This is a genomic window from Halobaculum marinum (genome assembly GCF_029338555.1).
Classification (GTDB): domain Archaea; phylum Halobacteriota; class Halobacteria; order Halobacteriales; family Haloferacaceae; genus Halobaculum; species Halobaculum marinum.
In genome coordinates, this window is sequence record NZ_CP119989.1 from 975,273 (window position 1) to 998,919 (window position 23,647).

At 70.8% G+C, this 23,647-nt stretch carries 23 protein-coding genes; 15 read left to right on the forward strand and 8 right to left on the reverse strand.

The features are described from left to right. Entirely contained in the window at window positions 1-174 is a 174-nt protein-coding gene (locus P0R32_RS05140) for a hypothetical protein (protein WP_276238879.1), read from the reverse strand. Between the two features lie 246 nt (window positions 175-420). Here P0R32_RS05140 and P0R32_RS05145 point away from each other — a divergent pair, with 246 nt between their 5' ends. Beyond that, on the forward strand, window positions 421-783 hold the full coding sequence (locus P0R32_RS05145; RefSeq protein ID WP_276238880.1) for a VOC family protein: 363 nt from the start codon (window positions 421-423) through the stop codon (window positions 781-783). 30 nt (window positions 784-813) lie between these two features. Here the strand turns inward: P0R32_RS05145 and P0R32_RS05150 are convergent, their stop codons facing one another. Next, window positions 814-1,314 carry a hypothetical protein gene (locus P0R32_RS05150; RefSeq protein ID WP_276238881.1) on the reverse strand — a complete coding sequence of 167 codons (501 nt, stop codon included), beginning with the start codon at window positions 1,312-1,314 and terminating at the stop codon, window positions 814-816. A 52-nt stretch (window positions 1,315-1,366) separates the two neighbouring features. Continuing rightward, a complete protein-coding gene (locus P0R32_RS05155; RefSeq protein WP_276238882.1) occupies window positions 1,367-2,119 on the reverse strand; it encodes a YqjF family protein in 753 nt (250 codons plus the stop codon). 88 nt (window positions 2,120-2,207) lie between these two features. Here P0R32_RS05155 and P0R32_RS05160 point away from each other — a divergent pair, with 88 nt between their 5' ends. Then, window positions 2,208-3,113, forward strand: coding sequence for a DUF4349 domain-containing protein (locus P0R32_RS05160; protein WP_276238883.1), 906 nt, complete (start codon window positions 2,208-2,210; stop codon window positions 3,111-3,113). A 52-nt stretch (window positions 3,114-3,165) separates the two neighbouring features. Here the strand turns inward: P0R32_RS05160 and P0R32_RS05165 are convergent, their stop codons facing one another. Beyond that, entirely contained in the window at window positions 3,166-3,993 is an 828-nt protein-coding gene (locus tag P0R32_RS05165) for an inositol monophosphatase family protein (protein WP_276238884.1), read from the reverse strand. A gap of 138 nt (window positions 3,994-4,131) precedes the next feature. Here P0R32_RS05165 and P0R32_RS05170 point away from each other — a divergent pair, with 138 nt between their 5' ends. The 3 genes from P0R32_RS05170 to P0R32_RS05180 are packed head-to-tail and all read left to right on the forward strand — an operon-like array spanning window position 4,132 to window position 7,222. Then, the gene (locus tag P0R32_RS05170) at window positions 4,132-6,261 is read left to right on the forward strand and encodes a S9 family peptidase (RefSeq protein ID WP_276238885.1); all 2,130 of its coding nucleotides are present in this window, start codon (window positions 4,132-4,134) and stop codon (window positions 6,259-6,261) included. A gap of 50 nt (window positions 6,262-6,311) precedes the next feature. Further along, window positions 6,312-6,956 (forward strand): hypothetical protein, encoded by a 645-nt coding sequence (locus P0R32_RS05175; RefSeq protein WP_276238886.1) that lies wholly within the window; start codon window positions 6,312-6,314, stop codon window positions 6,954-6,956. A gap of 56 nt (window positions 6,957-7,012) precedes the next feature. Further along, complete coding sequence (locus P0R32_RS05180; RefSeq protein ID WP_276238887.1) at window positions 7,013-7,222, forward strand: DUF8145 family protein; 210 nt, start codon at window positions 7,013-7,015, stop codon at window positions 7,220-7,222. Between the two features lie 31 nt (window positions 7,223-7,253). Here the strand turns inward: P0R32_RS05180 and P0R32_RS05185 are convergent, their stop codons facing one another. Next, entirely contained in the window at window positions 7,254-8,351 is a 1,098-nt protein-coding gene (locus P0R32_RS05185) for a succinylglutamate desuccinylase/aspartoacylase family protein (RefSeq protein ID WP_276238888.1), read from the reverse strand. Between the two features lie 56 nt (window positions 8,352-8,407). Between P0R32_RS05185 and P0R32_RS05190 the strand changes: the two genes are divergently transcribed. From P0R32_RS05190 to P0R32_RS05200, 3 genes are all read left to right on the forward strand, one after another. Continuing rightward, window positions 8,408-9,748: an oxidoreductase gene (locus P0R32_RS05190; RefSeq protein WP_276238889.1), complete on the forward strand. Its 1,341-nt coding sequence runs from the start codon at window positions 8,408-8,410 to the stop codon at window positions 9,746-9,748. A gap of 265 nt (window positions 9,749-10,013) precedes the next feature. Continuing rightward, window positions 10,014-10,874 (forward strand): GAF domain-containing protein, encoded by an 861-nt coding sequence (locus P0R32_RS05195; protein ID WP_276238890.1) that lies wholly within the window; start codon window positions 10,014-10,016, stop codon window positions 10,872-10,874. After that, window positions 10,871-11,518: a DUF7504 family protein gene (locus P0R32_RS05200; protein WP_276238891.1), complete on the forward strand. Its 648-nt coding sequence runs from the start codon at window positions 10,871-10,873 to the stop codon at window positions 11,516-11,518. Before P0R32_RS05195 ends, P0R32_RS05200 begins: the two co-directional genes overlap by 4 nt. A 95-nt stretch (window positions 11,519-11,613) precedes the next feature. Here P0R32_RS05200 and P0R32_RS05205 read toward each other — a convergent pair whose 3' ends face one another. Next, window positions 11,614-13,632, reverse strand: a complete 2,019-nt coding sequence (locus tag P0R32_RS05205) for a DEAD/DEAH box helicase (RefSeq protein WP_276238892.1) — start codon at window positions 13,630-13,632, stop codon at window positions 11,614-11,616. A 126-nt stretch (window positions 13,633-13,758) separates the two neighbouring features. On the opposite strand from P0R32_RS05205, the gene P0R32_RS05210 reads away from it, so the two are divergent. From P0R32_RS05210 to P0R32_RS05220, 3 genes are read left to right on the forward strand one after another with little or no spacing between them, the layout of a single operon-like run. Next, window positions 13,759-15,204, forward strand: a complete 1,446-nt coding sequence (locus tag P0R32_RS05210) for a COG1361 family protein (protein ID WP_276238893.1) — start codon at window positions 13,759-13,761, stop codon at window positions 15,202-15,204. Beyond that, window positions 15,201-16,076 carry an ABC transporter ATP-binding protein gene (locus P0R32_RS05215; RefSeq protein ID WP_276238894.1) on the forward strand — a complete coding sequence of 292 codons (876 nt, stop codon included), beginning with the start codon at window positions 15,201-15,203 and terminating at the stop codon, window positions 16,074-16,076. Before P0R32_RS05210 ends, P0R32_RS05215 begins: the two co-directional genes overlap by 4 nt. Beyond that, on the forward strand, window positions 16,073-17,245 hold the full coding sequence (locus P0R32_RS05220; protein WP_276238895.1) for an ABC transporter permease: 1,173 nt from the start codon (window positions 16,073-16,075) through the stop codon (window positions 17,243-17,245). The genes P0R32_RS05215 and P0R32_RS05220 overlap by 4 nt, the downstream gene beginning before the upstream one ends. A gap of 20 nt (window positions 17,246-17,265) precedes the next feature. Here the strand turns inward: P0R32_RS05220 and P0R32_RS05225 are convergent, their stop codons facing one another. Next, complete coding sequence (locus tag P0R32_RS05225) at window positions 17,266-18,423, reverse strand: pyridoxal phosphate-dependent aminotransferase (RefSeq protein ID WP_276238896.1); 1,158 nt, start codon at window positions 18,421-18,423, stop codon at window positions 17,266-17,268. After that, entirely contained in the window at window positions 18,420-18,848 is a 429-nt protein-coding gene (ribH, locus tag P0R32_RS05230; RefSeq protein WP_276238897.1) for a 6,7-dimethyl-8-ribityllumazine synthase, read from the reverse strand. The genes P0R32_RS05225 and ribH overlap by 4 nt, the downstream gene beginning before the upstream one ends. A gap of 189 nt (window positions 18,849-19,037) precedes the next feature. Between ribH and P0R32_RS05235 the strand changes: the two genes are divergently transcribed. The 4 genes from P0R32_RS05235 (at window position 19,038) to P0R32_RS05250 (ending at window position 23,646) form a co-directional block, all read left to right on the forward strand. Beyond that, complete coding sequence (locus P0R32_RS05235) at window positions 19,038-21,173, forward strand: flippase activity-associated protein Agl23 (RefSeq protein ID WP_276238898.1); 2,136 nt, start codon at window positions 19,038-19,040, stop codon at window positions 21,171-21,173. 78 nt (window positions 21,174-21,251) lie between these two features. Then, on the forward strand, window positions 21,252-22,406 hold the full coding sequence (locus P0R32_RS05240) for a 5-(carboxyamino)imidazole ribonucleotide synthase (protein ID WP_276238899.1): 1,155 nt from the start codon (window positions 21,252-21,254) through the stop codon (window positions 22,404-22,406). 25 nt (window positions 22,407-22,431) lie between these two features. After that, entirely contained in the window at window positions 22,432-23,055 is a 624-nt protein-coding gene (gene purE, locus P0R32_RS05245; RefSeq protein ID WP_276238900.1) for a 5-(carboxyamino)imidazole ribonucleotide mutase, read from the forward strand. A gap of 177 nt (window positions 23,056-23,232) precedes the next feature. Next, window positions 23,233-23,646, forward strand: a complete 414-nt coding sequence (locus P0R32_RS05250) for an NADH-quinone oxidoreductase subunit A (protein ID WP_276238901.1) — start codon at window positions 23,233-23,235, stop codon at window positions 23,644-23,646. Window position 23,647 lies beyond the last annotated feature (1 nt).

Below are 23,647 nucleotides of genomic sequence, written 5' to 3' on the forward strand. Positions count from 1 at the left end.
CTACTCCTCCTCGTCGACTGATCCGATCCCGTAGTCTACCGAGTCGTACTCGTCGGTCAGTGAGAGTACCAGCAGCGCTCCGAACGAGACGAGTGAGGCGTAGAACACGTCGAATCGGACCGGTCCGAGGACCACGACGTCGGCTCCCGGACGCGACAGCGCCACCGTTGCCACCAGGCCGCAGACACCGATGGCCGGATAGCTGTAGTGGTGGAGCCGAGTCAGGACTCGAAGCCAAGACTGCATCCCTCGTCCTTCGTCGTCGACGACACAAGTGTCTGACTGTCGTTGCGACCGCCGACGTGCCCACCGCTCTGGCTGGTGCCCGGCCCTCGCCCCAGACGACACGCGGGGGGCGTGACCCCGACGCAGCCGGTCGCGACCCGAAACGGATTCGGTCCCGGCGGACGTGCGCCGCGTATGTCCCATCCCGGCGGCCTCGTCTTCTTCCGAACTGCGAACCGCGACCGCGTCGTCGACTGGTACCGCGAGGTCGTCGGTGCCAGTGTGTGGCTCGAACAGCCCGGCTGTACCATCCTCGCGCACGGCGACTTCCGGTTCGGCTTCTGCGACGCCGACCCCGGCGACACCGAGACCGAGGGCATCCTCACGTTCGTCTACGGCGACCGCGCGGGCGTCGACCGTCTCCACGAACGCGTCGGCGACGCCGCTCGGGAGGAGCCACACGTGAACGAGCAGTACGACATCTACCAGTTCTTCGCCGACGACCCGGACGGGCGGACGGCGGAGTTCCAGACGTTCCTCCACGAGTTGCCCGAGTGAGTCGCCGTCGTCGCCGAAGTTGTCGCCGGTTCACTCCGCAGCGTCGACCCGGTGGACGACCGTGTCGCCGTCGTCGCTCCGGTCGATCCAGTACACCCACGTCTGGGTGAAGTAGTCGGCGTGCGGGCCCGGCGTACCGGTGATGGTGCCGTTGTCGGTCCTGCCGTCGCTGTTCGAGTACCCCGTACAGGTCACGGTGGCGCGCCAGGCGCCGCGGTCACGGTCGACCCCGTCGAGGTCGCACTCCAGCGTCACCTCGGTCGAGGGGTCGAACCAGAGGCTGTTGTACACGTACCGGTACTCGTGGGTCTCGGCGTACTCGCCGACCGAGGACTCGTTGAGCGTCGCCGGAGCGGGGGGCCGTTCCTTCGGTCCGTCCGGCCACACGACCGGGTCGCCGGGGAGTGACGTCGAGTCGGCTGACGGCGACGTAGTCGCCGAGGGTGAGGAGGTACCTGGGGAACCGAGACACCCGGCGACGAGGGCGAGCGCGAGGCTACACGCGAGGAGGGCGCGGGGAGGGCGGCGCATCAGATCGACAGACTGTCAGGTTCGGGCAAGTGCTTTGTGCCGGGTGTGCGGGTCACTCCGCGTCGCTGACGGGGATGGTGACGGCGCCGTCAGTCCGAGACTCACCCTCGCGTGCGACCGACTCGTAGCGCCGGATCCGGTCGGCGGTCACGGCCGATCCGGGCGAGTAGTGGAGGAGCGGGTCGCCGTCGGGTTCCTCGAAGCCGTTCGCCTCGAACAGGCCGTTCGTGCGAATCTCCGCCTCGGCGGGCGCGAGCGGCCACGGGTCGTGGGCGATATCGCCGTAGTAGAGCCGCCCCCGTCCCTCGGTGTAGAAGCGGTAGTTCTCGACGAGGAACGACTCCAGACTCCCCGGTTCGGGTGTGCTCGTCGCTCCCGCCGGTCCGTACGTCGCGTCGAAGTGCACTGGGGGTGCGCCGCGGTGGGTGCGGTGGCTGGTGAACGTGACGCGGTCGCCGTCGCGCGTCACGTCCATCGACGCGCGGTAGTACGGCAACTGGAACAGCGACCGGGCGACGCCGACGCCCACCGGGTCGGCGGCGTCGAGACTGAAGAAGTACACCCCCTTCGTCTCGCCGTCGGTGACGTACGTTCGGAGGTTCAACTCGGGGAACGACAGGCCGACCGGGAACCCCCGGGGCCGGATGTCCGTCATCTCGAATGGGACCACCCCGAGGTACGCGTCGCCGTCGTACGTCGCCACCGAGAGCGCGTCGGGCAGGCGCGCCTCGACCGTCGCTGGGTCGACCCGCCAGTGGGCGAACAGCGCGTCGAGCCAGCGCATCTCCAGCAGGCGTCGCTTCATAGTCGATCGGAGGGGCCGCCGACGGAAGGGTCAAACGGCTCTTTCACGCTACCCAACAGTTAGGCCCCCTGACGAGGAAGCGACGCCCATGCGACGTGGCCCACTCGTGGCAGTCTGTTGTGCCCTCCTCCTCGTGCTCGCCGGCTGTTCGGGCGCCGGCGGCAACGCCGCGGGCGGGGGCGACGGCGGGAGCGTATCCGTCGACACCGGCGCGGAGGCGGCGGAGGCGACCGCCGCGCCCGACTCGGTCGGGTCGGGCGAGTCCACAGGCGACGACGGCGCCGGCGGCATCGCCGCACAGATCGAGAACCGACAGATCATCTACGAGGCGACCGTCAGCCTCCGGGTCGACGACTACGACGCCGCGACCGCGAACCTCACCGAACTCGCGCGCGAACGCGGCGGCTACGTCGGGTCGACCCGCTCGGAGGTGCGCGGCGAGGAGAACCGGACGTGGAAAGAGGGCGTCGTCGTCCTCCGGATCCCCTCGGGCAACTACTCGGGGGCGTACGACGCCGTGCTCGCGAGCGGCGAGGTGCGGTCTGAGGAGCAGTCGACCGACGACGTGACGACGCAGGTGGTCGACCTCCAGGCGCGGTTGGAGAGCCTCCGCGCCGAGCGCGACCGCCTGCGCGAACTGTACGACCGGGCCAACGACACGGAGGACGTGCTCGCGGTGCAGCGCGAACTGTCGGACGTGCAGACGGAGATCGAACGAACCGAGGCACGCCTCCAGAGCCTCCAGCGCCAGGTCGCCTACTCGACGATCACGGTGCGACTCTCGGAGCCCCGCCCCGACTACGAACCGCCCGAGCGCACTCAGTGGTACGAGACGCCGCTGACCGAGGCGTTCCTGGAGTCCGTCGACGGCGTGATCGTCATGGGTCGTGGACTCGTCGTGTTGACGGCGTACGCGCTCCCGTACCTGTTCGTGCTCTCGATCCCTGCCGTCGGGGCGGTGTTCGGGTTCCGCTGGCTCCGCGACCGCAGGTAACCAGCCTACACGACTCCCCGGTCCCGGGAGAACGCTCGGCGTTCGTGCCCACTCAGTCTTCTGCCGGCACCACGTCCACCAACGCGGCGAGCGTCTCCTCGTCGACGGCGCCGACGTAGTAGCCGTCGCGCGACGCCGACACGACCCCCGCCTCCGCGGCGAGCAGTTCGCCGGCCTCCTGCTCGAAGGGGTCGGGGTACGCGCAGACGATGCCCGCGATGCTCCCCCGCGCGAGCAGTCCCCAGTCGACGCACGGCGACCACGTCTCCAGCACCCGTTTGGTCCGGTCGCCGAGCGCGTCGCCGACGGTGTCAGCCTCCGCGCGGAGGCGCTCGTCGCGGACGGCCGGGAGGCCGACCACCAGCGAGACGGTCGAGCGGTCGAGCGGGCGGTCCCGCGCCGTCGTCGTCAGGGGGTCGCCGTTCAACGTCGCACCGTCCCCGCGGACGGCGACGTAGCAGTCGTCGACGAGCGGTTCGTAGATGCAGGCGACGAGCGTCTCGTCGTTCGTCCGCGCGGCGAGCGCCGTCGCGATGGAGGGGTAGTCGATGGCGTAGTTGTTCGTGCCGTCGAGCGGGTCGACCACCCACTCGATTGGGCCGTCGCCCGGGCGCGTCGACTCCTCGCCGTGGAGGGAGTGGTTGGGGAAGTCCTCGTGGATCCGGTCGAAAACGCGGCGCTCGGCGGCGGTGTCGGCCTCGGCTTTCACGTCGTCGGTGTGGAAGTCGCCGACGGTGCCGCCGTCGCGGAACCGCTCGGCGAGGTAGTCGCCCGCCGCACGTGCGGCCGCCTCCGCCGTCGCGGCCAGCGCGTCGGGCGTCGGGACGCCCGCTCGGTCCCACGCGTCGGCGGTCGTGCCGCCGGACGTGTGTTCGGTCATGGTGCAGGCTGGGCGTGAGACCGATTTCAGACCGTCGGTTCCGACCGCGTCCCTCCGACATCCCGGCCCCCACAGCGAGTCGCGGCCGTCGCCACCGGTTGACGAAGCTATTTGCGGCGCCGACCGTCACGTCGGGGCATGACGGAACTGCCGCTGGACGCCTACTACGATCTGACCCAGGTCGGCGAGGTCGCGGTCTCGCCGTCGGGGGATCGGGTCGCGTTCACGACGACCGAGTACGACCCCGACACCGACGAACCGGTCGGGTCGCTGTTCGTCGCACCCGCCGACGGGAGCCGCGACCCCCACCGCCTCACCCGCGTCTCCGGCGCGTCGAGTCCGGCGTGGAGCCCCGACGGCGACCGCCTCGCGTTCCTCGCCGCCCGCGACACCGACACCGCTCGCCGGGTCGGCACGGACGACGACGGAGACGACGACGACGAGGACGCGGAAGCGGACGGCGCCGACGCCGGCGCTGACGACGACGAACCGACCTCGCAGGTGTGGACGTTCGACCTCTCGCTCGGCGGCGACGCGACACAAGTCACCGACTTCGACGAGGGTGCCGGCGAGTTCGACTGGAGCCCCGACGGCGACCGACTCGTCGTCGCCGCGCGCGACCCGACCGACGCCGAGCAGGCGTACCTCGACGGTCGCAAGGACGGGAATCCGGTCGAGACCGAGCGCCTCCAGCACAAGCTCGACGGCGTCGGCTTCACCGACACCGTGCGGACATACCTCCACGTCGTCGACGCGGAGACGGGCGACGCCGAGCGCCTCGACGACGCCCACGGCGGCGGCGCCTTCCAGGACCTCACCGGACTCCAGCCAGACTGGGGCGCGGGCGACCGCATCGCGTTCACCTCCTGCCGCGAGGAGAACCCCGACGACACGTTCGTCCGCGACGTGTTCACCATCGCGCCCGACGGCACCGGCTTGCGGAAGCTGACCGACGGCGACCTCTCGGCGAACTCCCCCGCGTGGTCGCCCGACGGCGAGCGCCTCGCGTTCGTCGGTGGCGACCCCGTCAACTGGTGCATCCCGGGTCAGGTGTATCTGTACGAAGGCGGCGAGTACGCCTCCCTGACGGCCGACCTCGACCGGACGGTCGCCCGCGGCGGCGCACCCGTGTGGGCCGCCGACGACACGCTGTACACGCTGGTCGGCGACGAGGCGCGCACCCGGCTCGTTCGGGTGGCCGCCGACCTCGGTGCCGCGGGCGACGCCGCCGAGCGCACCTTCGAGGCGCAGGGTGACGACCGCGCGATGGCCGGCTTCGACCTCTCCGCCGACGGAGAGCGCGCCGGCTTCGTGTTCTCGGACCCGCGCGACGGGCAGGACGTGTACGTCGTCGACGCGGCGGAGTTGGACGCCGACGAGGAGAGCGAGGCGCCGTCGCTGACGCGCCTCTCGGAGACGAACGCCGACCTGGTCGACGAGTACGCGATGCCGGAGTCGCGCCGCGTCGAGTGGGACAGCGACGGCGAGACCATCTCGGGCGTCGTCTACCACGACCCCGACGTGGACCTGGACGACGGCGACCACCCGCTCGTCGTCGCCATCCACGGCGGCCCGATCAGCTACGACGAACCGGTGTTCAGCTTCGACCACGCCGCGTTGACCAGCCGTGGCTACGTCGTGCTCCGCCCGAACTACCGCGGCGGCTCCTCGTACGGTCGCGACTTCGCCGAGGCGCTGCGCGGGCAGTGGGGTACCCACGAGGTGACCGACATCACCAACGGCGTCGAGTCGATGGTCGAGCGCGGCTGGGTCGACGACGAGCGCGTGTTCGGCTACGGCTTCTCCTACGGCGGCATCGCACAGGGGTTCCTCGTCACGCAGGAGCCGGACCTGCTCACCGCCGCGGCGCCCGAGCACGGTATCTACGACCTCCGCTCGGCGTACGGGACGGACGACTCGCACGTCTGGATGGAGAACGAGTACGGCCTCCCGTGGGAGAACCCAGAGGGCATCGACGCGTCGTCGGCGATCACCGACGCGGGCAACATCGAGACACCGCTGCTGATCACGGCGGGGCGCGAGGACTGGCGGTGTCCGCCGGGCCAGAGCGAGCAGTTGTACGTCGCCGCCAAGAAGCAGGGCGTCGAGGCGCGCCTCGTCCTCTACGAAGACGAGCACCACAACATCGGCACGCCCGACCGCGCGATCCACCGACTGGAGGAGCTGACGGCGTGGTACGCGCGCCACGACCCCGCGGTCGACGACCCCGAGGCGACTGACCCGCACGGTCGCGAGGACGAGGAGTAGCGACCGGCGGGCCGAAACGCCGAAGTACGACGAGTCGGCACGCCGACACGATGCCCTCCCTGCTCGAACGACTGCTGGGATCGGAGACGCCCGAGGAACAGGTCGACCTCGAATCGCGCCAGTCGGACGCCGACGACGCGCTCCACGAGGCACTCGACCGGAGCGCGCGGTCGGTAGAGGACTGCGGCGTCACCGGCGTCGCCGTCGTCAACGAAGGGCCCAACGGGGAGCCGGTCGTCGTCCCCATCGCGCGGTTCTCGCTGGGCGAGTCCGTCGAGGAGCCAGACATGGACCGCGTGTGGGACCTCGTCGGCCTCGCAGCCGACGCGATGCAGGCGCCGTTCGACGACGTGTTCGTCCGGCACTACGACGTGCAGTTCACCTTCGACGGGGACGAACTGTTCGAGGCCGAGGAGTGCCGGCGCGTCCTCCTCACCGACGACCTCGTCGACCGGTTCGCGACCGACGCCGGGTTCGGCCTCGCCGACCTGCGCCGCGCCGTCGAGGACGCCGACGACATCGACGACGAGGTGGCGCCCGTCGCGTGGGGCGACGCCGAGGACTACAGCCGCACGTCGAACGCCGCGCTCGTCACCGGCGGGAGCGCCGCGGCGATGGCGGCCGCCGCCGGGGCGAGCGGCGCCAGTTGCGCGGGCGCGGGTGCGGCCGGCGGCGCCGGTGGCGGCGCCTGCTGAACCGGTCTCTGGACCGCCGCCGCGGCCCTTTTGCACACGCCGACCGTACTTCTTCCGTGCACGTCCCCGACGACACCCCAGAGACGTGTCCCACCTGCGGCGCCGCCTACGACTCCGTCTCCGTGCACGACGCCGGCCTCATGGTGAACCTCCTCGACAACGACCGCTACCGGCGGGTGTGCTTCGAACCGGTCGCAGACGACGACGGTGATCCGCTGGTGGCGTTCTACCACCACACCCACGCCCAAGTCGGCGCCGCCGACTGAATCGCGCGGCACCCGGGCGTCGCCGCTGCGACTACACCCAGGGTCGCTCGGAGAACTCGCCGCTGTCGATCTCTCGTTGGACTTCGGCGGCGGTCGCCTCGTCCACGCTGACGAGGTGACACAGCGGGTGGCCGGGCGAGGCGACGGGGTTCTGGAGCGCGCCGACGACCAGTCCGGTGAACGGCGCGCGGACGGTCCGCTCGCGCGTCTTGAAGTGGTCGCTGATCGTGCAGACGGCGTCGCCCTCGTACACCAGCGGCGCGTCGTACGCCATCTCGACGAGGCCGCCGGTGTCGGCGCGGAGCCACGTCTTGTCGGTGGCGGCGTCGACGATCCGGCGCCACCCGGGGTAGATCACCGGCTTCCCCGGGAGCACGTCGTGCTCCGCGAGGACGCTCTCGACGCCGTCTAGCCCCCGCTCGATCAACTCCGGCTGGAAGCGGTGGGCGCGCCCCATCTCGATGGTGATGGTCGGGATGCCCGCCGTCGTCGCGACGCTCCGGAGACTCCCGCCGTCGGCCTCGCCCGAGAGGACGACGTTGCTCCCGAACGCCCGCGCGAGGCGGGCCACCTCGGGATTGGCCATGTCGGCGCGGACGTGGTACATCGTCGTCCGCCCGCGCGTCGAGGTGTGGAAGTCCAGTCCCAGGTCGCACTGCTTGATGAACGTCTCGTAGATGGCGTTCGCCATGCGCTCGGCGGTGTTCGAGCGCGGCTTCCCCGGGAACGAGCGGTTGAGGTCTTGGTCGTAGATCGGGAGATAGCGCTGTTGCGCGAGGTAGCCGGGGACGTTGCACACGTGGATGCAGACGAGCGTCCCGTGGATGTCGGCGGGGTCGTAGCGGTCGGCCACCTCCTGGAGCACTTTCACGCCGTTGAGTTCGTCGCCGTGGATCGCCGCGGTGCAGAAGACGGTCGGGCCGTCGTGCTCGCCGTTGATCACGGTCACCGGCACCTCGACCGGGTCGCCGAGGTACGTCTCACCCACCTCGTGGCGGACGTGGCGCGTCTCGCCGGGGTCGACCTCGGCCTCGTAGCGGAACGGCTCCGGACCGTCGGTCGCGTTCCGGTCGCCGCCGGGCGCTCGTCGCCCGTCGACCTCGTCCGTCGTCGTGTCCTCGTTAGTCATGACCCACCTGCCGCGGCCGAGGGGATGAACGTGGCGACCGTGTCGGGCGAGCGTTCATGTCCGCGTGCGTCGAACGGCCGGTCGTGCCGCGACTCACCGACCCGCTCGACGTCGGCGGGGTCACCCTCCCCAACCGGCTCTACCGTGCGCCCCTCCTCGAGTGCGCCGGCAACGGGCCGGACGCCGTCGACACGCTGATCGCGGACCTCGAACCGGCGGCCGCCGCCGGCGCCGGCCTCGTCTGTCAGGGGGCGACCATCGTCCGCGGCGAGGGTGGCTGTGCGGCGCCGAGGATGACTCGCGTCCACGACCCCGACTTCGTCGCCGAGATGGGCAGACTCCCGGACGCGGTCCACGCCCACGGCGGCCGCATCGCGATCCAACTCGAACATGGCGGCCTCCGCTCGATGGAGACGTGGCACCACGGCCACCGCGAGCGCAACCCGAACCTCCAGCAACTCGCCGTCTCTGAGCCACCACGACTCCTCCGCGCGCTCGACCGCCTCGGCTTCCTCGATTACGACGCGCACGTGCTCACGACCGACGAGTGCTACGAACTGGCGGCGGACTTCGGTCGCTCCGCGGCGTCCGCCGTGGACGCGGGCTACGACCTGATCCACCTCGCCGGCGCGAACATGGGCATCGTCCACCAGTTCGCGTCGCCGTTCTACAACCGCCGCGACGACGAGTTCGGCGACCCCGCGCGCTTCTTCGAAGTCGTCCGCACCGAGATTCGCGACCGTGCCGGCGGCGTCCCGGTCATGACCAAGGTGCCCGCCGAGACGGAGGCGCCGCCCGGCGTGGGTCCGACACTGTCTGCGACTGACTGCGTCCGGCTGTGTCAGCGGCTCGACGCCGCCGGCTACGACGCGCTCGTCCCCGTCAACGGCTCCGTCTTCTGGGACATGAGCATCGTCCGCGGGGCGTTCCCGGGGCGGTCGTGGCGCGACGAGCGCTTCCGTGCCGGCTACGTCGACGCGTTCGGCTCGCTCCCGCGAGCGGCGCTCGTCGCCGCCGCCAACTGGGTCGAGTCGCTCGTGTACTCCCGCGAGTCCGCGTGGAACGCCGACCTCTGCCGTCGCGTCCGCGCCCGGGCCAACGTGCCCGTGCTGTGTGAGGGCGGCGTCCGCGACCGGTCGACGACCGAGCGCCTCCTCGGCGACGGCCCCACCGACGCCGCTGCCGACGCCGTCGGGATGGCCCGCCCGTTCTACGCCGAGCCCGAACTACCGGCGCGACTGTTGCGCGAGTCGGACGCACGCGTCGTCTGCGAGGACTGCAACAACTGCGTCGTCCCGCAGGCCGCCGGTGGGGCGGGTGTCTGTCGGACCCCGGCCGTGTTGCGCCGGGCGGGGGAACTCCGGAAGGCCGGCGCCTACGAGCGGCACCGAGAGTAGCGGCTTCGGCGCTGCCGCCGAGCCGGTGCACTCGGTCGCCTGGCGAGACGCTTCGTCCGTTGACTCGTCCGACGACCACTCCCGCAGACGTCTGCCGAATCGCTGTCCCTCGTGCAGGTGAGGTGGTTCGACCGTAGCTGACGCTGTGTAGTCTGTGCAACCGGTGCGTTATCCCGGATGGTAATTTGACTGTTTACGTTATACCGACTCGGTTGGTGGCTCCCGTATGCAGCGAACGATGTTATGCGTCGACGAGCGTTCGAGGTTGGACGCAGTCACAGCCGCTATCGAGGCCGAGGAGACACTCACAGCCGACGGAGTACCCTCGGTAGAGCGTGCGAGAGCGCGAATCGCCGACGGTGACGTCGCGGGCGTCGTCACGGCGTACGACCTCCCCGACGGTACCGGACTCGACGTCGTCGAGGCCGTCCGTGAGGAGACGGCGCAGACGCCGTGTATCCTGTTCACCGACGTCTCGCCGATGGAGATCGACACGGCGCAGTTCGGCGACGCCATCGTCGAGTATCTGAACCGTGACCTCCCCGACGCCTACGACCGCCTCGGCTTCGTCGCCGAGGACGTGCTCAACCACGCCGCGCAGGTCGGATTCCTCGCGCCGGACGACGAACCCGAGCGCCTCGCCGCCCTGGCGGAGTACGACGTCGAGAGCCTCCCGGTCGAGGACAGTTTCAGTCGCCTAACCGACCTCATCGCGAGCCACTTCGACGCTGGCGTCGCGTTCATCGGCCTCATCGAGCGGGAGGAGGAGAACTTCCTCGCGTGCCACGGTGCCGACCTCGACACGCTCACGCGCGAGGAGACGATCTGCACCCACAGCATGCTCCAAGAGGACGTGATGGTGGTCGAAGACATCCGTGCGGACAGGCGCTTCAGCGAGAACAACTCGCTGGAGGCGATGGGGATCCGATCGTACGCGGGTGCGAACATGACGACGCCCGACGGACACGTGATCGGCCAGGTGTGTCTGATCGACTTCGAGGTGCGCAACTACGACGAAGGCGAGCGTGAAGAACTCCAAGACTTCGCGGAGACGGCGATGGAGATCCTCGAACTTCGGCGGCAGGTACGCGATGAGTCGGCAGAAGACACCGAGGTGCCCGCATGAGTAAGGCTGTGAGCAGACAGTTCCTCGTCGACGGGCTCCCGATCGATGGTGTGGAACCCGGAACGAGCATCCTGCTCACCGGGGACGACTCGAAGGCGCTCGAAGCCGCCTTCTACGAACTCGTCGCCCCCGCGTCCGACGAACACGCGGCTGTCCTCTCGACCGATACTCCTGGCCGGTCTGTGAAGCGCTCGGTGGACCAGGTCGAAGCCGGCGCTGGTGATCGGACGTCGGTGCTGGCGGGGACGGGCCGTGGCTCGACCGACGTGCAGTCGGTCGACGACCTCGGTGACCTCACCGGTCTCGGGATGGCGTTCTCGGCGATGGTGACCGAGGCACAGCAGCACTCCGGGAACTTCCGGTCCGGGATCATGCTGTGCTCGTCGGTGTGCGCTGCCGCCGCCGACATCCGCTCGGTGTACCGGATGCTCAACTCCAACTTCCTCCCGCCACTCCGTCGTGGCGACGGCGTCGGCGTGTGTGCGCTTGACACGAGTGCCGAGATCGGATCGCCGAGTTCGAGCATCGTCAAGGGCATGAGCACCTCGTTCACCTGTCACATTCGGGTGGAGTCCAGTGGTCGCGACGTCACACTCGACCTCTCGGAGTTAGGCGGGCCAGCACAGGCGAAGCTGTCCCCGTGACCTCCTCGCCACGCTGACCCCCGACGTCGGCGAACTGGGCGTCCAGACACGGTTCCGCGGCTCCCCCCGACAGTGGGCGCCGGCCGGGCACCTCCTCACAACTTCGCGCGCGCCGACGCCAACGCCGGCATCTCGACGCCGAGTACCTCCGCGAGCGCGTCGGCCGCGCCGAGCAGCCACTCGGCGCGCTCGATCCGCGACTCGAGGTCGCCGGGGCCGATCCGGTACGACTCCACCAACTCCTCGACGCTCGCGCCGTCGACCCACTCGGTGAGGATGCGAGCGGTCTTCACCGACTCCAGCCACCCCTCGAAGTCGTCGGCCTCGGTCATCCCGGTCGTCAACTCCGCCGCGTGTGACCGGGCGAACTGGTAGATTTCGGCGCGTTCGGCGTTGCCGAGGTAGGTGTCGACCATGTCCGGCGTGTCGCAGATCACCTCGAACGCGGTGAGTTCCGTGACGTGCTCGGGCGCCATCGTCGCGACCGTCCGGAGCGCCGCGAGGAGTTCGACGCCCGTGTCGGGCGTGACGTACTGTCGCGACACCTGCTCGCCGAGGGCTGTGGCTTCGATGCCGCCGTCGCCGGTCGCCGCCAGCAGGTCGTCGTCGATGAGGCTCGCGATGGCGTCGCCCACGTCGCCCCCGAGGTCCGGGTTCGGCGTGCGCGAGGCGTAGAACGTCCCCGCGAACGCGTCGAGCACGTCCGCCTGCGAGGCCGCAAACCCCGTGGCGACGAGCGCGAGCGTGTGGGTGCGCAGCGCCGCCGGGTCGCGCAGTTTCGACTCGACGGCCTCGGCGTCGGCGGTGACGTAGCGGTCCCACAGTTCCGTGCGACCGGCCTCGTCGCCGGCGACGAGCACCGCCTCGCCGTACGGATCGAGGTGGGGTCGCCCCGCCCGCCCGCACATCTGGTGGACCTCCAGCACCGGGAGCCACTCGTAGCCCGACCCCGCGTAGCGCTGCTGGTCGCGGACGACGACCCGCCGCGCGGGGACGTTGACGCCGGCGGCCAGCGTCGGCGTCGCGCAGATGACAGACAGGCGGCGCTCGCGGAACGCCCGCTCGACGAGCGCGCGGTGGTCAGACGAGAGGCCGGCGTGGTGGAACGCGACGCCCCACGCGGCTGCCTCGGCGAGTCGGTCGCCCGTCTCGGTGCCGCCGGCCTCGCGAATCTCCTCGGCGACCGCCGCGGCGTCCATCCCCGCGTCCTCGCCCCGCTCGTGAGTCGCGTCCGCCGCGTCCGGCCCGTCCGCTCCGTCTCCGGAATCCGACGCGCCCGCGGCGTCGACGACGCTCGGGAGGCGCTCGTCGGTCAGCCGCTCGGCCAGTGCCTCCGCCTCCCGGCGCGACCGGACGAACGCGAGCGCCTGCCCGCCGTCCGCGACGGCGCCTCGGACGAGTTCGGCCGTCACCTCCGTGTCGGGGTTCGTCGCGGGGTCTGCCGTGTCGACCGGGACGGCCGCGTCGGTGCCGTCGTCGAACCGGACCGAGCCGTCGGCGTGGACGCCGACGCGGAGGTCGACCGGGCGCCACGTCGACTCGACGAGTTCGGCGTCGAGCCACTCGGCGATGTCCTCGGGGTTGTCGACGGTCGCCGACAGCGCGACGATCTGTACGTCCGGTGCCCGGCGTCTGAGGGTCGCGAGCGTCACTTCGAGGGTGGGGCCGCGACCCGCGGCACCGAGCAGGTGGACCTCGTCGACGACGACGCACGCGAGGTCGTCGACCCACTCGGCGCCGTTTCTGATCGCCGAGTCCACCTTCTCGCTGGTGGCGACGACGATGTCTTTGCCCGCCAGATCCGCCGCCGCCGAGTCGAAGTCGCCCGTGGAGATGCCAGCGTCGACGCCGGGGAGGCGGTCGAACTCCTCGAACTTCTCGCGGGCGAGCGCCCGTAGCGGACAGACGTACAGCCCCGGGCCGTCGGCGGTGAGGAGGGCGAGTTCGGCGACGAACGTCTTGCCGGAGGCCGTCGGCACCGCGGCGACGACGTTGCCGCCCTCGCAGACGCCCGCCTCGACGGCCGCCGCCTGCGGGGGGTACAGTTCTTCGATCCCCTCGGCGGCGAAGTGCTCGACGAACTCGGAAGCCAACGGGAGGGCGTCGACACGCATTCGCTTGGACGGTGTGGGTCGTCCTCGTACGTAAAGGTGCGCGCGGGTCGACTCGGGCACACCGACCGAAGACGCGGTGTCCGCTTGCACACACTTACGGTCTGTTGGTGTGACTGTGCCGTCACGATGACTCACACCCGCTTCCGGCTCCTCCTCGCGGCGCTGCTCGTCACCTCCGCCGCGGGTAGTGCCGGTATCGTCGCCGCCGCGGGCGTCTCGGTGGCCGACGTTCAGGTGACGCCGTCGGCGCCCGCCCCCGGTGAGGCCGTCCGCTTCGACGTGACCGTCGAGAACACCGGGAACGCAGACTACGAGATAGACGCGGTGGCGCTGCGGACGTACGAGCCGTTCGACGAACTCACTCGCGTCGAGTACCTCGGCACGCTCATCGAGGGTGGCTCGATGACGATCCCGCTGACGTACCGCTTCGACGACCCCGGCGTGAAGAACCTCCGCGTCGTCGTCTACGGCCAGATCAACAACGAACCGGTCCAACGTCGGTTCCCGATCACGCTCACCGTCCGCAACGGCGGCCCGCAGGTGCTCGTCGAGAGTGGCGACCTCACCGAGGGCGTCGAGTCGGCGGTGAACGTCACCGTCTCCAACGGCGAGTCGGAGGCCGTCAACAACGTCGAGGTGACGCTGCGCGGCGAGGGCGTCGACGTCGACCGACCGCGGCGCGTGGTCACCGCGCTCGACGCCGGCACCCAGCAGACGTTCGCGTTCCCGGTGACGCCGACGACAGCCGGCGAGACGTCGCTGGAGGCAGTCGTCCGCTACACCACTACGAACGGTGAACACCGCGTCGTCACCCAGCGCCTCCCGGTGTCGCCGACCGACCTCCGCGAAGACGTGGCCGTGACCGCGCGCGTGACCGGCGACGCGCGGCCCGCGGTCGACGCGGAGGTGGCGAACTTCGGCAACGCCCCCCTGACCGACGTGACGCTCGTCGCGCGCGTCGACGGCGAGGTGGTCGCCCGCGAGTCCGTCGCCGACGTGGCTCCCGAGGGCGCCAGCGAGGCGACGCTGAACCTCTCGAGCCGCGACGACGCCGCGGTCGAGGTCGTCGCGCGGTACACGACCGCGGGCACGAGCGGCACCGCCGCGACGACCGTCGACTACGCGGCCAACCCCGGCGCCATCGAGTTGACCGGTGTCGACTTGGAGCGCGAGGGCGGCGCCGTCCACGTGTCCGGGAGCGCCAGCAACGTCGGCCTCAGCGCCGCCGAAGGGGTCCTCGTCCGCGTGCTCCCCGCCGAGGGCGTCGACCCGGCGCGCCCGTACCGCGAGTTCTTCGTCGGGCGGGTGCCCGCGAGCGACTTCGTCTCGTTCGACCTGTACGCGAGCGTCGACGCAAACGTCAGCGCCATCCCCGTCGAGGTGAGCTACATCGTCGACGGCGAGCGCCGGACCGAGGTGACGAACGTGCCGATGGATCTCGACGACCCCGCGGACTCCGCCGACGACGCCGGCGGCCAACCGGTCGACCCACTGATCCTCGGGTTGGGTGTCGTCGTCGCCGTCGGGGTGTTGGCGCTGATGGGGTACGCCGTCCGCAACAGCGGCAGATGAGTGCCGACCCAGCCGACTCAGCCGATCCAGCCGACGCCGAAGACGCCGACGCCGCCACCCGTCGGTCGCGACCGGCGGTCGAACTCGACGGCGTCACCAAGGAGTACGACTCCGGCGCTGGCGTCGTCCGCGCGCTCGACGACGTGGACTTCGTCGCGCACCCGGGCGAGTTCATCGCGGTGATGGGCCCCTCCGGCTCCGGGAAGTCGACGATGCTGAACGTGCTCGGCCTGCTGGACGAGCCGACGAGCGGCGAGGTCCGCCTCGCTGGCGAGCGGGTGTCGGGGCTGTCCGACCGCGAGCGCACCGACCAGCGGCGCAAGTACATCGGCTTCGTGTTCCAGGACTTCTACCTGATCCCGTCGCTGTCGGCGGTCGAGAACGTCGAGATGCCGACGCTGTTCACGCCGGGCGACGGTCGCGAGCGCGCCGCCGACCTCCTGCGGACGCTCGGCCTCGGCGACCGACTCGACCACCGACCCACCGAACTGTCCGGCGGGCAACAGCAGCGCGTCGCCGTCGCCCGCTCGCTCGTCAACAGCCCGCAGGTGGTGCTCGCCGACGAGCCGACGGGGAACCTCGACACCGAGACGAGCCGGAGCGTGCTGGAGGAGTTCACGCGGATCAAAGACGAGGAGCGCGTCGCCATCGTCGCCGTCACCCACGACGACCTCGTGACCGAGTACGCCGACCGCGTCGTCAACCTCGTCGACGGCGTCGTCGTCGACGACATCGCGACCGCCCGGGCGAGCGGCCGCGTCGACCCGAACGACCAGGAGGCAGGCGACGACGAGGCCGGCGACGACGAGTCGGGTGACGACGAGTCGGGCGACGACGAGTCGACCCCCGCCGACCGAGGTGACGAGCCGTGAGCCGACTCCCGGCGTCGGTCGACGACCGGATCGGGTCGCTGTACCGCCGGTTCCCCGCCGCGCTCGTCGCCCGCCGCAACGTCTCGCGCAACCGCCTGCGCTCGGCGCTGGCGGTGCTCGGCATCGTCATCGGCGTCGTCGCCATCGCGTCGCTGGGGCTGGCCGGCACCACCCTCCAGACGGCGTTCACCTCGTCGTTCGCGGGCATCGGCGACCAACTCGTCGTCAACCCCGCGTTCGACGAGGGGGTCACCGAGTTGACCGAGCGCGACGTCGAGCGCATCGAGCGCGTCGCCACCGACGCGGCGGTCGTCCCCGTCCGCTCAAAGCGCGCGGTGGTGTCGGTTGGTCGCGACCAGACGGTCGTCACCGCCTACGCCGCCTCGGGAGTGGGAGCGGTGTATCCATCAGCTGAGGGCCGGATCCCCGACCGACTCAGACGCGGGGCGGTCGTCGGGAGCGGCGTCGCCGACCGCTTCGACATCGAACCGGGCAACTCCCTCAGCGTCGACGGCGACTCCTACCGTGTGGTCGCTGTCTTGGAGTCGCAGGGCGGCGGATTCGACCCACTCGGCGTCGACCAGGCGGTGTTCCTTCCGAACGACGCCGTCGACGGCGACGGCTACGGGCAGGTCATCGTGAAGGCCGAGTCGGGCACCGCCGCCAACGAGACGGCGGTGGCGATCCGCGCGGAGTTGAACGAGCGCGAACCGCGCGTCTCCGTGTTCGAGTTGTCGAGCATCGTCGACCAGATCACGTCGTTCCTCTCGGTGATCCGGACGTTCCTCGTCGCCATCGGCGGCATCTCGCTGGTCGTCGCGGGCGTCTCTATCCTGAACGTCATGCTGATGAGCACCGTCGAACGGCGCGAGGAGATCGGCGTGTTCCGCGCCGTCGGCGTGTACAAGCGCGACGTGATGGCGATTATCCTCGTCGAGGCGGCGATGCTCGGCCTCGTCGGGGGGCTCGTCGGCGCCGCCGTGTCGGCAGGGGTGGGTGTCGCGCTCGCGTCGTTCGCGCTCGGCGACCCGCTCGCTGCGTTCACGGTCACGAACCTGCTGTACCTCGCGCTCGCGGTGGTCTTTGGTGTGGTGACGAGCCTGCTCAGCGGACTGTACCCCGCGTGGAAGGCCGCCAACGAGCGCCCGGTCGAGGCGTTACGGGACTGAGAAGTCGGGGGCGCTCCGGTTCAGAGCAGGTCCGCGTCGAACAGGCGCTGCATCCCCTCTTTCAGGCGCTCTTCGCTGGCGGCGTAGCTGATCCGGACGAACCCGTCCGCGCCGAACGCCGAGCCCGGGACCGTCGCGACGTGCGCCTCCTGGATCGCCTCCTCGGCCCAGGCGGCGTCGTCGTCGGCGACGGGGATCATCATGTAGAACGCGCCGTCGGGGACGGTCACGTCGACGCCGTGGTCTGCGAACAGGTCGACGAGCATATCGCGGCGGGACTCGAAGGCGGCGCGCATCTCCTCGACGGCCTCCTCGGTGTTGCGCAGCGCCTCGACGCCCGCACGCTGGACGAAGTTCGTCGCACACGAGACAGAGTGACTGTGGAGCTTCCCCGCCTGCGAGATCAGGTCGCCCTTCGCGTGCAGGTAGCCGAGGCGCCACCCGGTCATCGAGTACGCCTTCGAGAAGCCGTTGATCGTGACCGTGCGCTCGGCCATCCCGTCGAGGCTGGCGAGGCTGGTCTGCTCGACGCCGTACACGATCTCGTCGTAGATTTCGTCGGAGATGACGGCGAAGTCGTGCTCGACGGCCAGGTCGCGCACCCCTTCCAGCGCGGCGTCGGAGTAGACGGCGCCCGTCGGGTTCGACGGGGAGTTCACCACGAGCAGTTCCGTCTCGTCGGAGACGGCGTCGGCGAGGTCGTCGAGGCCGTCTTCCAGCGAGAAGCCGTACGGAGAGATGTCGACGCGGGTGAGGTCGCCGCCGGCGAGCTTCACCATCGCCTCGTAGGACACCCACGCGGGGTCGAGCAGGACAACCTCGTCGCCGTCGTCGACGAGCGTCTGGACCGTCTCGTACAGCGCCTGCTTGGCGCCGGGCGTGACGATGATCTCGTCGGCGTCGGCGTCGATGTCGTCGGCGCGGAGCTTCTCGGCGATGGCCTCCTTCAGTTCGGGGACGCCGTTCGAGGAGGTGTACCCCGTGTGGCCGGCGTCCATCGCGGCCTTGCCGGCCTCGGTGACGTTCTCCGGGGTGGGGAAGTCGGGCGCGCCGACCGACAGGTCGACCACGTCGTGTCCCTCCGCCTCCAACTCGCTGGCTGCGTTCGAGATGGCAAGGGTCGCCGACGGCTCAACGCGACCGACGCGCTCGGCGAAGTCGTAGGCGAAGTCGCTCACGCGGCCACCTCCGGCTCCGGGAGCCCCTCGGCCAAGTCCAGGGCCGCCCCCGCGGCCTCGGCGCCCTTCTCTGCACGCTCGCGAGCCTCCGCGCCCGACTGGCCGGGACCGGAGATGCCGAACGTGACCGGCGTGTCGCGGTCGAGGCTCACGTCGGCGAGTTTCGTCGCGACTGCCTGCCCGATCACCTGGTCGTGGTCGGTGTCCCCGCTGACGATGGTGCCGACGACGGCGACGGCGTCGATGTCCTCGCGGCGGGCGAGGCGGTCGGCCGCCAGCGGCGCGTCGTACGCGCCGGGTACGTCGACGGTCTCGGCGACGGTCGCGCCGCGGTCGGCGACGGTCGCGCGTGCAGACTCTTCCATGGCCTCGGCGATGGACGCGTAGTAGCGCGCGACCACCAGCCCGAGTGTCGTCTCGGTCATTACGCGGGCCGACGGTCGGCCCGCCCAAATGCGTACCGTTCGGGGCCGATGTGTCCACCTCGGCTCGGGTCGTCGACGCACCGAACTGTGCCGCCGCGGCGTCGCCGTGGGCGTGCCGCTGGCGCCTACCGACGCGCGACACACCAGGGATCACAAGAGTTGTTACCGGCGGCGTGCGACCGCTCGCCAATGAGTGACCCCGCCGGCGGGTCGGACCCCGCCCCCGACGGGCCCGCGGACGCGGACGACGCCGACTCCTCCTCGGCCGCCGAGCAGTCCGCCGCCTCCGCCGCGAGCGACGCCCCCGAGCCGTCGCCCGCGACCGACACGTCGACCGGCGCGGGCATCGTCGACCGACTGGAGGAGCGCGTCGGCGACCCGACGGTCGCCGCCGTCGTCGCCATCGTCGTCGGCTCCCTCCTCCTCCGCACGGTTCAACTGGGCGCACGGGTCTTCCACTGGGACGAGGGGCGCGTCGGCTACTGGATCCTCCGGTTCGACGCCAACGGGGAGTTCTTCTACCGCCCGATCATCCACGGACCGTTCCTCCCGGTCGTGAACAACGTGCTGTTCGACGTGCTCGGCGCCACCGACTTCTCGGCACGGCTCCCGGTCGCAATCGTGGGCGGCCTGCTCCCGCTGTCGGCGCTGCTGTTGCGACGCCACCTGCGCGACCGCGAAGTCGTCGCGCTCGCGCTGCTGCTGTCGGTCGACCCGTTGCTCGTCTACTACGGCCGGTTCATGCGCGGCGACGTGCTCGTCGGGTCGTTCTGCGTCGCCGCGTTCGCCTTCGCCGTGTACGCGGTCGACACCCGCCGGACGCTCCCGCTGTTCGGGTCGGCGGCGCTGCTCGGCCTCGGCTTCACCGCCAAGGAGAACGCGCTGGTGTACCTCGCCTGCTTCCTCGGCGCCGGCTTCCTCCTCCTCGACCATCGCGTGCTGCGGACGGCCCGCACCTCGGGGTCGCTGCTCGACGCGCTGGTCGGGGAGGTGGTCGCGCTGGGGCACTTCCTTGACGACTGGACCGACGGCTCGCGGACGCGCCGAACGATCGAGCGCCGCCTCCGCGAGCGCGACCCGGACGCGCCGTACGCGCCCGAGGTGGGCTACCTCGGCCACCTCGCCATCTGGATCCCACTCGGCGCCGTCGGCGTCGCGGCGACGTTCCTCGCGGTCACGTCGTTCTTCTACGCGCCCCGCCCGGACCTGTGGCAGGCGCTCGGCGTCGCCTCGGTGCCCGCGGGGTCGGGTCCCGCGCCGACGCTCGGCACGGTCTGGTACGAGGCGACGTGGGGCGCCGGCGAGAAGTTCTGGGGGACGTGGGCGTCGGGCACCCACTCCGGGCACCCGTACGTCCCGTACCTGTGGGACATCGCCGAGTCGATGGCGTACGGGTCGGGCGTGCTCGTCGTCCTGGCGGTCGTCGGCTTCCTCGCCGACGGCTACGGCGAGTCCCGCGGCACGCGCGCGCTCGTCGCGTTCGCGACGTACTGGGGGCTGGCGTCGCTGGTCGGCTACCCCGTCGCGACCGACATCAAGGCGCCGTGGGCGGCGGTCCACATCGTGCTCCCGCTGTCGATTCCGGCGGCGGTCGGACTGGGACACGTCGTCGACTCGCTTCGGGGGTCGCTGACGGTGGGCGACACGGCGACGGCGGCGCTCGCGGGGCTGGTCGTGTTCGCCGCCGTCGGTGGCGTCGTCGCCCCCAACGTGGACTACTGGAACTCCGCGTCCATCGAGGACAAGCAGGTGCTCCAGTGGGCCCAACCGGAGAACGCCTACAAGGAGGCGCTCACCGACGCCGCGGCGGTCGCCCGCGACAACGAGGGCGTCGACGTGCTGTGGGTCGGCAGCGACACCGGCCGGGGGACGCGGCTGTACGTCTCCGACGAGGCGAGTGTCGACCGGATGCCCCCCGGCGGGCCGAGTTGGCACTCGCGGCTCCCGACACCGTGGTACCTCGAACGCGCGAACGCGACCGTCACCTCGACGCCGCCGAGCGCTCGGTTCGACGGCCTCCCCGCACCCGATGAGATGCCGCCGATCGTGTTCGCCAAGCCGCAGGACGCCGACGAGGTCGGTGCCATGCTCGACGGCTACAGCGCCCGCGAGTACGACTTCCGGCTGTGGACCGAGCACATCGTCGTGTTCATCGACGAGGAGGCGCTCGCGGCAGCGACCGACCCCGGGGCCGCGGAGGCGTCCGCGTCCTCATCTGCACCGGCGTCGGCGTCGGTTGACGCCGGCCAGTCAACTGCACCGGGCACCCGCCCATCGGTCGCCACCGACGGTTCGACCGGCCCGCTCGCACCGGCGCCGATCTGACTGCCGAATAGGCAGAGACGTGCATACTCTCGGCTCGTTCCACCAAGGTTTATGCGCGGACCTGCCGAAGCCGCGTCCGTGAACCCCACCTGTCCCGGCCCGACGCTGGGCGTCGTCGGCGGCGGGCAACTCGGTCGGATGCTCGCCGAGGCCGCCTCGCCCTTGGGTGTCGACGTGGTCGTCCTCGACCCGACCCCCGACTGCCCCGCCTCGCGCGTCGCCGAGCAGATCGAGGGGTCGTTCGACGACCCCGACGGCGTCCGCGCGCTCGCCGAGCGGGCAGACGCCCTCACCCTCGAGATCGAACTCGCCGACCCGGACGTGCTGGAGGCGGTGAGCGAGGAGTTCGACGTCCCCGTGAACCCCTCGCCGACGGCACTGCGCACCATCCAGGACAAACTCGTCCAGAAGCGGACGTTCGCCGACGCGGGGGTCCCCGTCCCCGAGTTCGTCGCCGTCGACGACGCCGCGGACCTGGCCGACGCCGTCGACCAATTCGACGGCTGTATGCTGAAGGCTCGAACCGGCGGCTACGACGGGCGCGGCAACCTCCCGGTCGCGCAGGGCGACGACTACGAGGCGAAACTCGCCGAGGTCGGCGCGGGCGAGGGCGGCGCGATGGCCGAGGAACTGATCGACTTCGAGCGCGAGTTGTCCGTGGTCGCGGTCCGCGGCGACGACGAGCAGCGGGCGCTCCCCGTCGTCGAGAACGTCCACCGCGAGGAGATTCTCCGCGAGACGGTCGCGCCCGCGCGGTGTTCGACCGCCGTCACCGAGCGTGCACGCGAGGTCGCCTTCGACACGCTGGCGACGCTCGACGGGCGCGGCGTGTTCGCGATGGAACTGTTCGAGACGACCGCGGGTGAGATCCTCGTCAACGAGGTCGCCCCGCGTCCCCACAACTCCGGGCACTGGAGCATCGAGGGGGCGACCACCTCGCAGTTCGAACAGCACGTCCGCGCGGCCCTCGGCTGGCCGCTCGGTACCGCCGAACTTCGCTCGCCCACCGTGATGGCCAACGTCCTCGGCGACGTGTCCGACCCGCGACCGGCGTCGCTGTCGGGCGTCGGCGACGTGCTCGCGGCGCCGAACGCGAACCTCCACTGGTACGGCAAACACGAGGCTCGCCCGCTCCGGAAGATGGGCCACCTCACGCTGACCGACGACGGCGCCGACCGCGACGACCTGCTCGCCCGCGCCCGCGACCTGCGCGACGGCCTCAGCTTCGAGTGACGCGACGACCACCGACTCACCACCCATGACCACAGTCACCGACCTCATCGACCGCCTCGAATCCGAAGCGAACAGCGACGCCGACCCCGCGACGACGCCCGACGTGGGCGTGATCATGGGCTCGGACTCCGACCTCGACACGATGCAGGGCGCGTTCGACGCGCTCGACGAGTTGGGGTTCGCCGAGCAGACCGACTTCCACGACCCGCCCGAGGCGCGCTTCACCTACGAGGCGTACGTCGTCTCCGCCCACCGCACCCCCGACCTCATGTACGCCTACGGCGAGACCGCCGCCGACCGCGGCCTCGACGTGGTGATCGCCGGCGCCGGTGGCAAGTCCGCAGACCTCCCGAACATGACCGCGAGCATCGCGTACCCGATCCCGGTGATCGGGGTGCCCGTGCAGGAGAAGTCCGTCGACTCGGTGATCGGGATGCCGACGGGCGCACCAATCGTCGCCGTCGACGCGGGCAAGTCGTTCAACGCGGCGCTGTCGGCCGCCCAGATCCTCGCCCGCGAACACGACGCCGTCGAGGAGGCGCTCGTCGACTACCACGAGGGACTCGTCGGCGACGTCGCCGAGGTGTCCGCCGACCTCCACGACCTCGGCGTCGCCGGGTTCCGCGAGGCGCACGGAGACGGGGCGTAAGCGCCCGCTCGGGCCGGCAGTCGCCGACTGGAATCGCGACCTCCGCGAGAGGACGAGACGGGGCGGGCGGGGGATACCCGAGCAGACCGCCCGAATCGGTCGAAAATCGCGGGCACGCGTAAGTGAAGCGCTTATGTGTGGTGGGTCCAAACCGACGTACGATACGGAGAACCCGGTATGAATCCATGGATAGCGATCGGCGCGTTGGCGGTGATGGGCGTGGGCATCCCGCTCGGGATGATGGCGGTGTCCGCGATCCTCCGCCCGAGCGTGCCAGAACAGGGCAAGAGCGCCACCTACGAGTCCGGTGAGATCCCGACGGGGTCGGCGACGGGCATTCAGTTCAACATCCAGTACTACATGGTTGCGCTGCTGTTCGTCGTGTTCGACATCGAGACGGTTCTGATCTTCCCGTGGACTGTGATCTACCAGTCCGCGTTGGAGTCGGGCGTCGGCCTCGCGACGATTCTGCTCCCGATGTTGATCTTCATCGGGGTGCTGGTCGTCGGACTCGTGTGGGCGTGGCGACAGGGCGCCGTGAAGTGGGCCTCCAGCCCGCGTGCGGCGAGACAGAAGACGGAGCGTTCCTGAC

Coding starts and splice junctions, on each gene's coding strand:
- P0R32_RS05190 (WP_276238889.1), top strand. CDS start 8,408: ATGTCCGCGTGCGTCGAACGGCCGGTCGTGCCGCGACTCACCGACCCG.
- P0R32_RS05210 (WP_276238893.1), top strand. CDS start 13,759: ATGACTCACACCCGCTTCCGGCTCCTCCTCGCGGCGCTGCTCGTCACC.
- P0R32_RS05170 (WP_276238885.1), top strand. CDS start 4,132: ATGACGGAACTGCCGCTGGACGCCTACTACGATCTGACCCAGGTCGGC.
- P0R32_RS05235 (WP_276238898.1), top strand. CDS start 19,038: ATGAGTGACCCCGCCGGCGGGTCGGACCCCGCCCCCGACGGGCCCGCG.
- P0R32_RS05160 (WP_276238883.1), top strand. CDS start 2,208: ATGCGACGTGGCCCACTCGTGGCAGTCTGTTGTGCCCTCCTCCTCGTG.
- P0R32_RS05205 (WP_276238892.1), bottom strand. CDS start 13,632: ATGCGTGTCGACGCCCTCCCGTTGGCTTCCGAGTTCGTCGAGCACTTC.
- ribH (WP_276238897.1), bottom strand. CDS start 18,848: ATGACCGAGACGACACTCGGGCTGGTGGTCGCGCGCTACTACGCGTCC.
- P0R32_RS05215 (WP_276238894.1), top strand. CDS start 15,201: ATGAGTGCCGACCCAGCCGACTCAGCCGATCCAGCCGACGCCGAAGAC.
- P0R32_RS05145 (WP_276238880.1), top strand. CDS start 421: ATGTCCCATCCCGGCGGCCTCGTCTTCTTCCGAACTGCGAACCGCGAC.
- P0R32_RS05175 (WP_276238886.1), top strand. CDS start 6,312: ATGCCCTCCCTGCTCGAACGACTGCTGGGATCGGAGACGCCCGAGGAA.
- P0R32_RS05165 (WP_276238884.1), bottom strand. CDS start 3,993: ATGACCGAACACACGTCCGGCGGCACGACCGCCGACGCGTGGGACCGA.
- P0R32_RS05185 (WP_276238888.1), bottom strand. CDS start 8,351: ATGACTAACGAGGACACGACGACGGACGAGGTCGACGGGCGACGAGCG.
- purE (WP_276238900.1), top strand. CDS start 22,432: ATGACCACAGTCACCGACCTCATCGACCGCCTCGAATCCGAAGCGAAC.
- P0R32_RS05200 (WP_276238891.1), top strand. CDS start 10,871: ATGAGTAAGGCTGTGAGCAGACAGTTCCTCGTCGACGGGCTCCCGATC.
- P0R32_RS05250 (WP_276238901.1), top strand. CDS start 23,233: ATGAATCCATGGATAGCGATCGGCGCGTTGGCGGTGATGGGCGTGGGC.
- P0R32_RS05150 (WP_276238881.1), bottom strand. CDS start 1,314: ATGCGCCGCCCTCCCCGCGCCCTCCTCGCGTGTAGCCTCGCGCTCGCC.
- P0R32_RS05155 (WP_276238882.1), bottom strand. CDS start 2,119: ATGAAGCGACGCCTGCTGGAGATGCGCTGGCTCGACGCGCTGTTCGCC.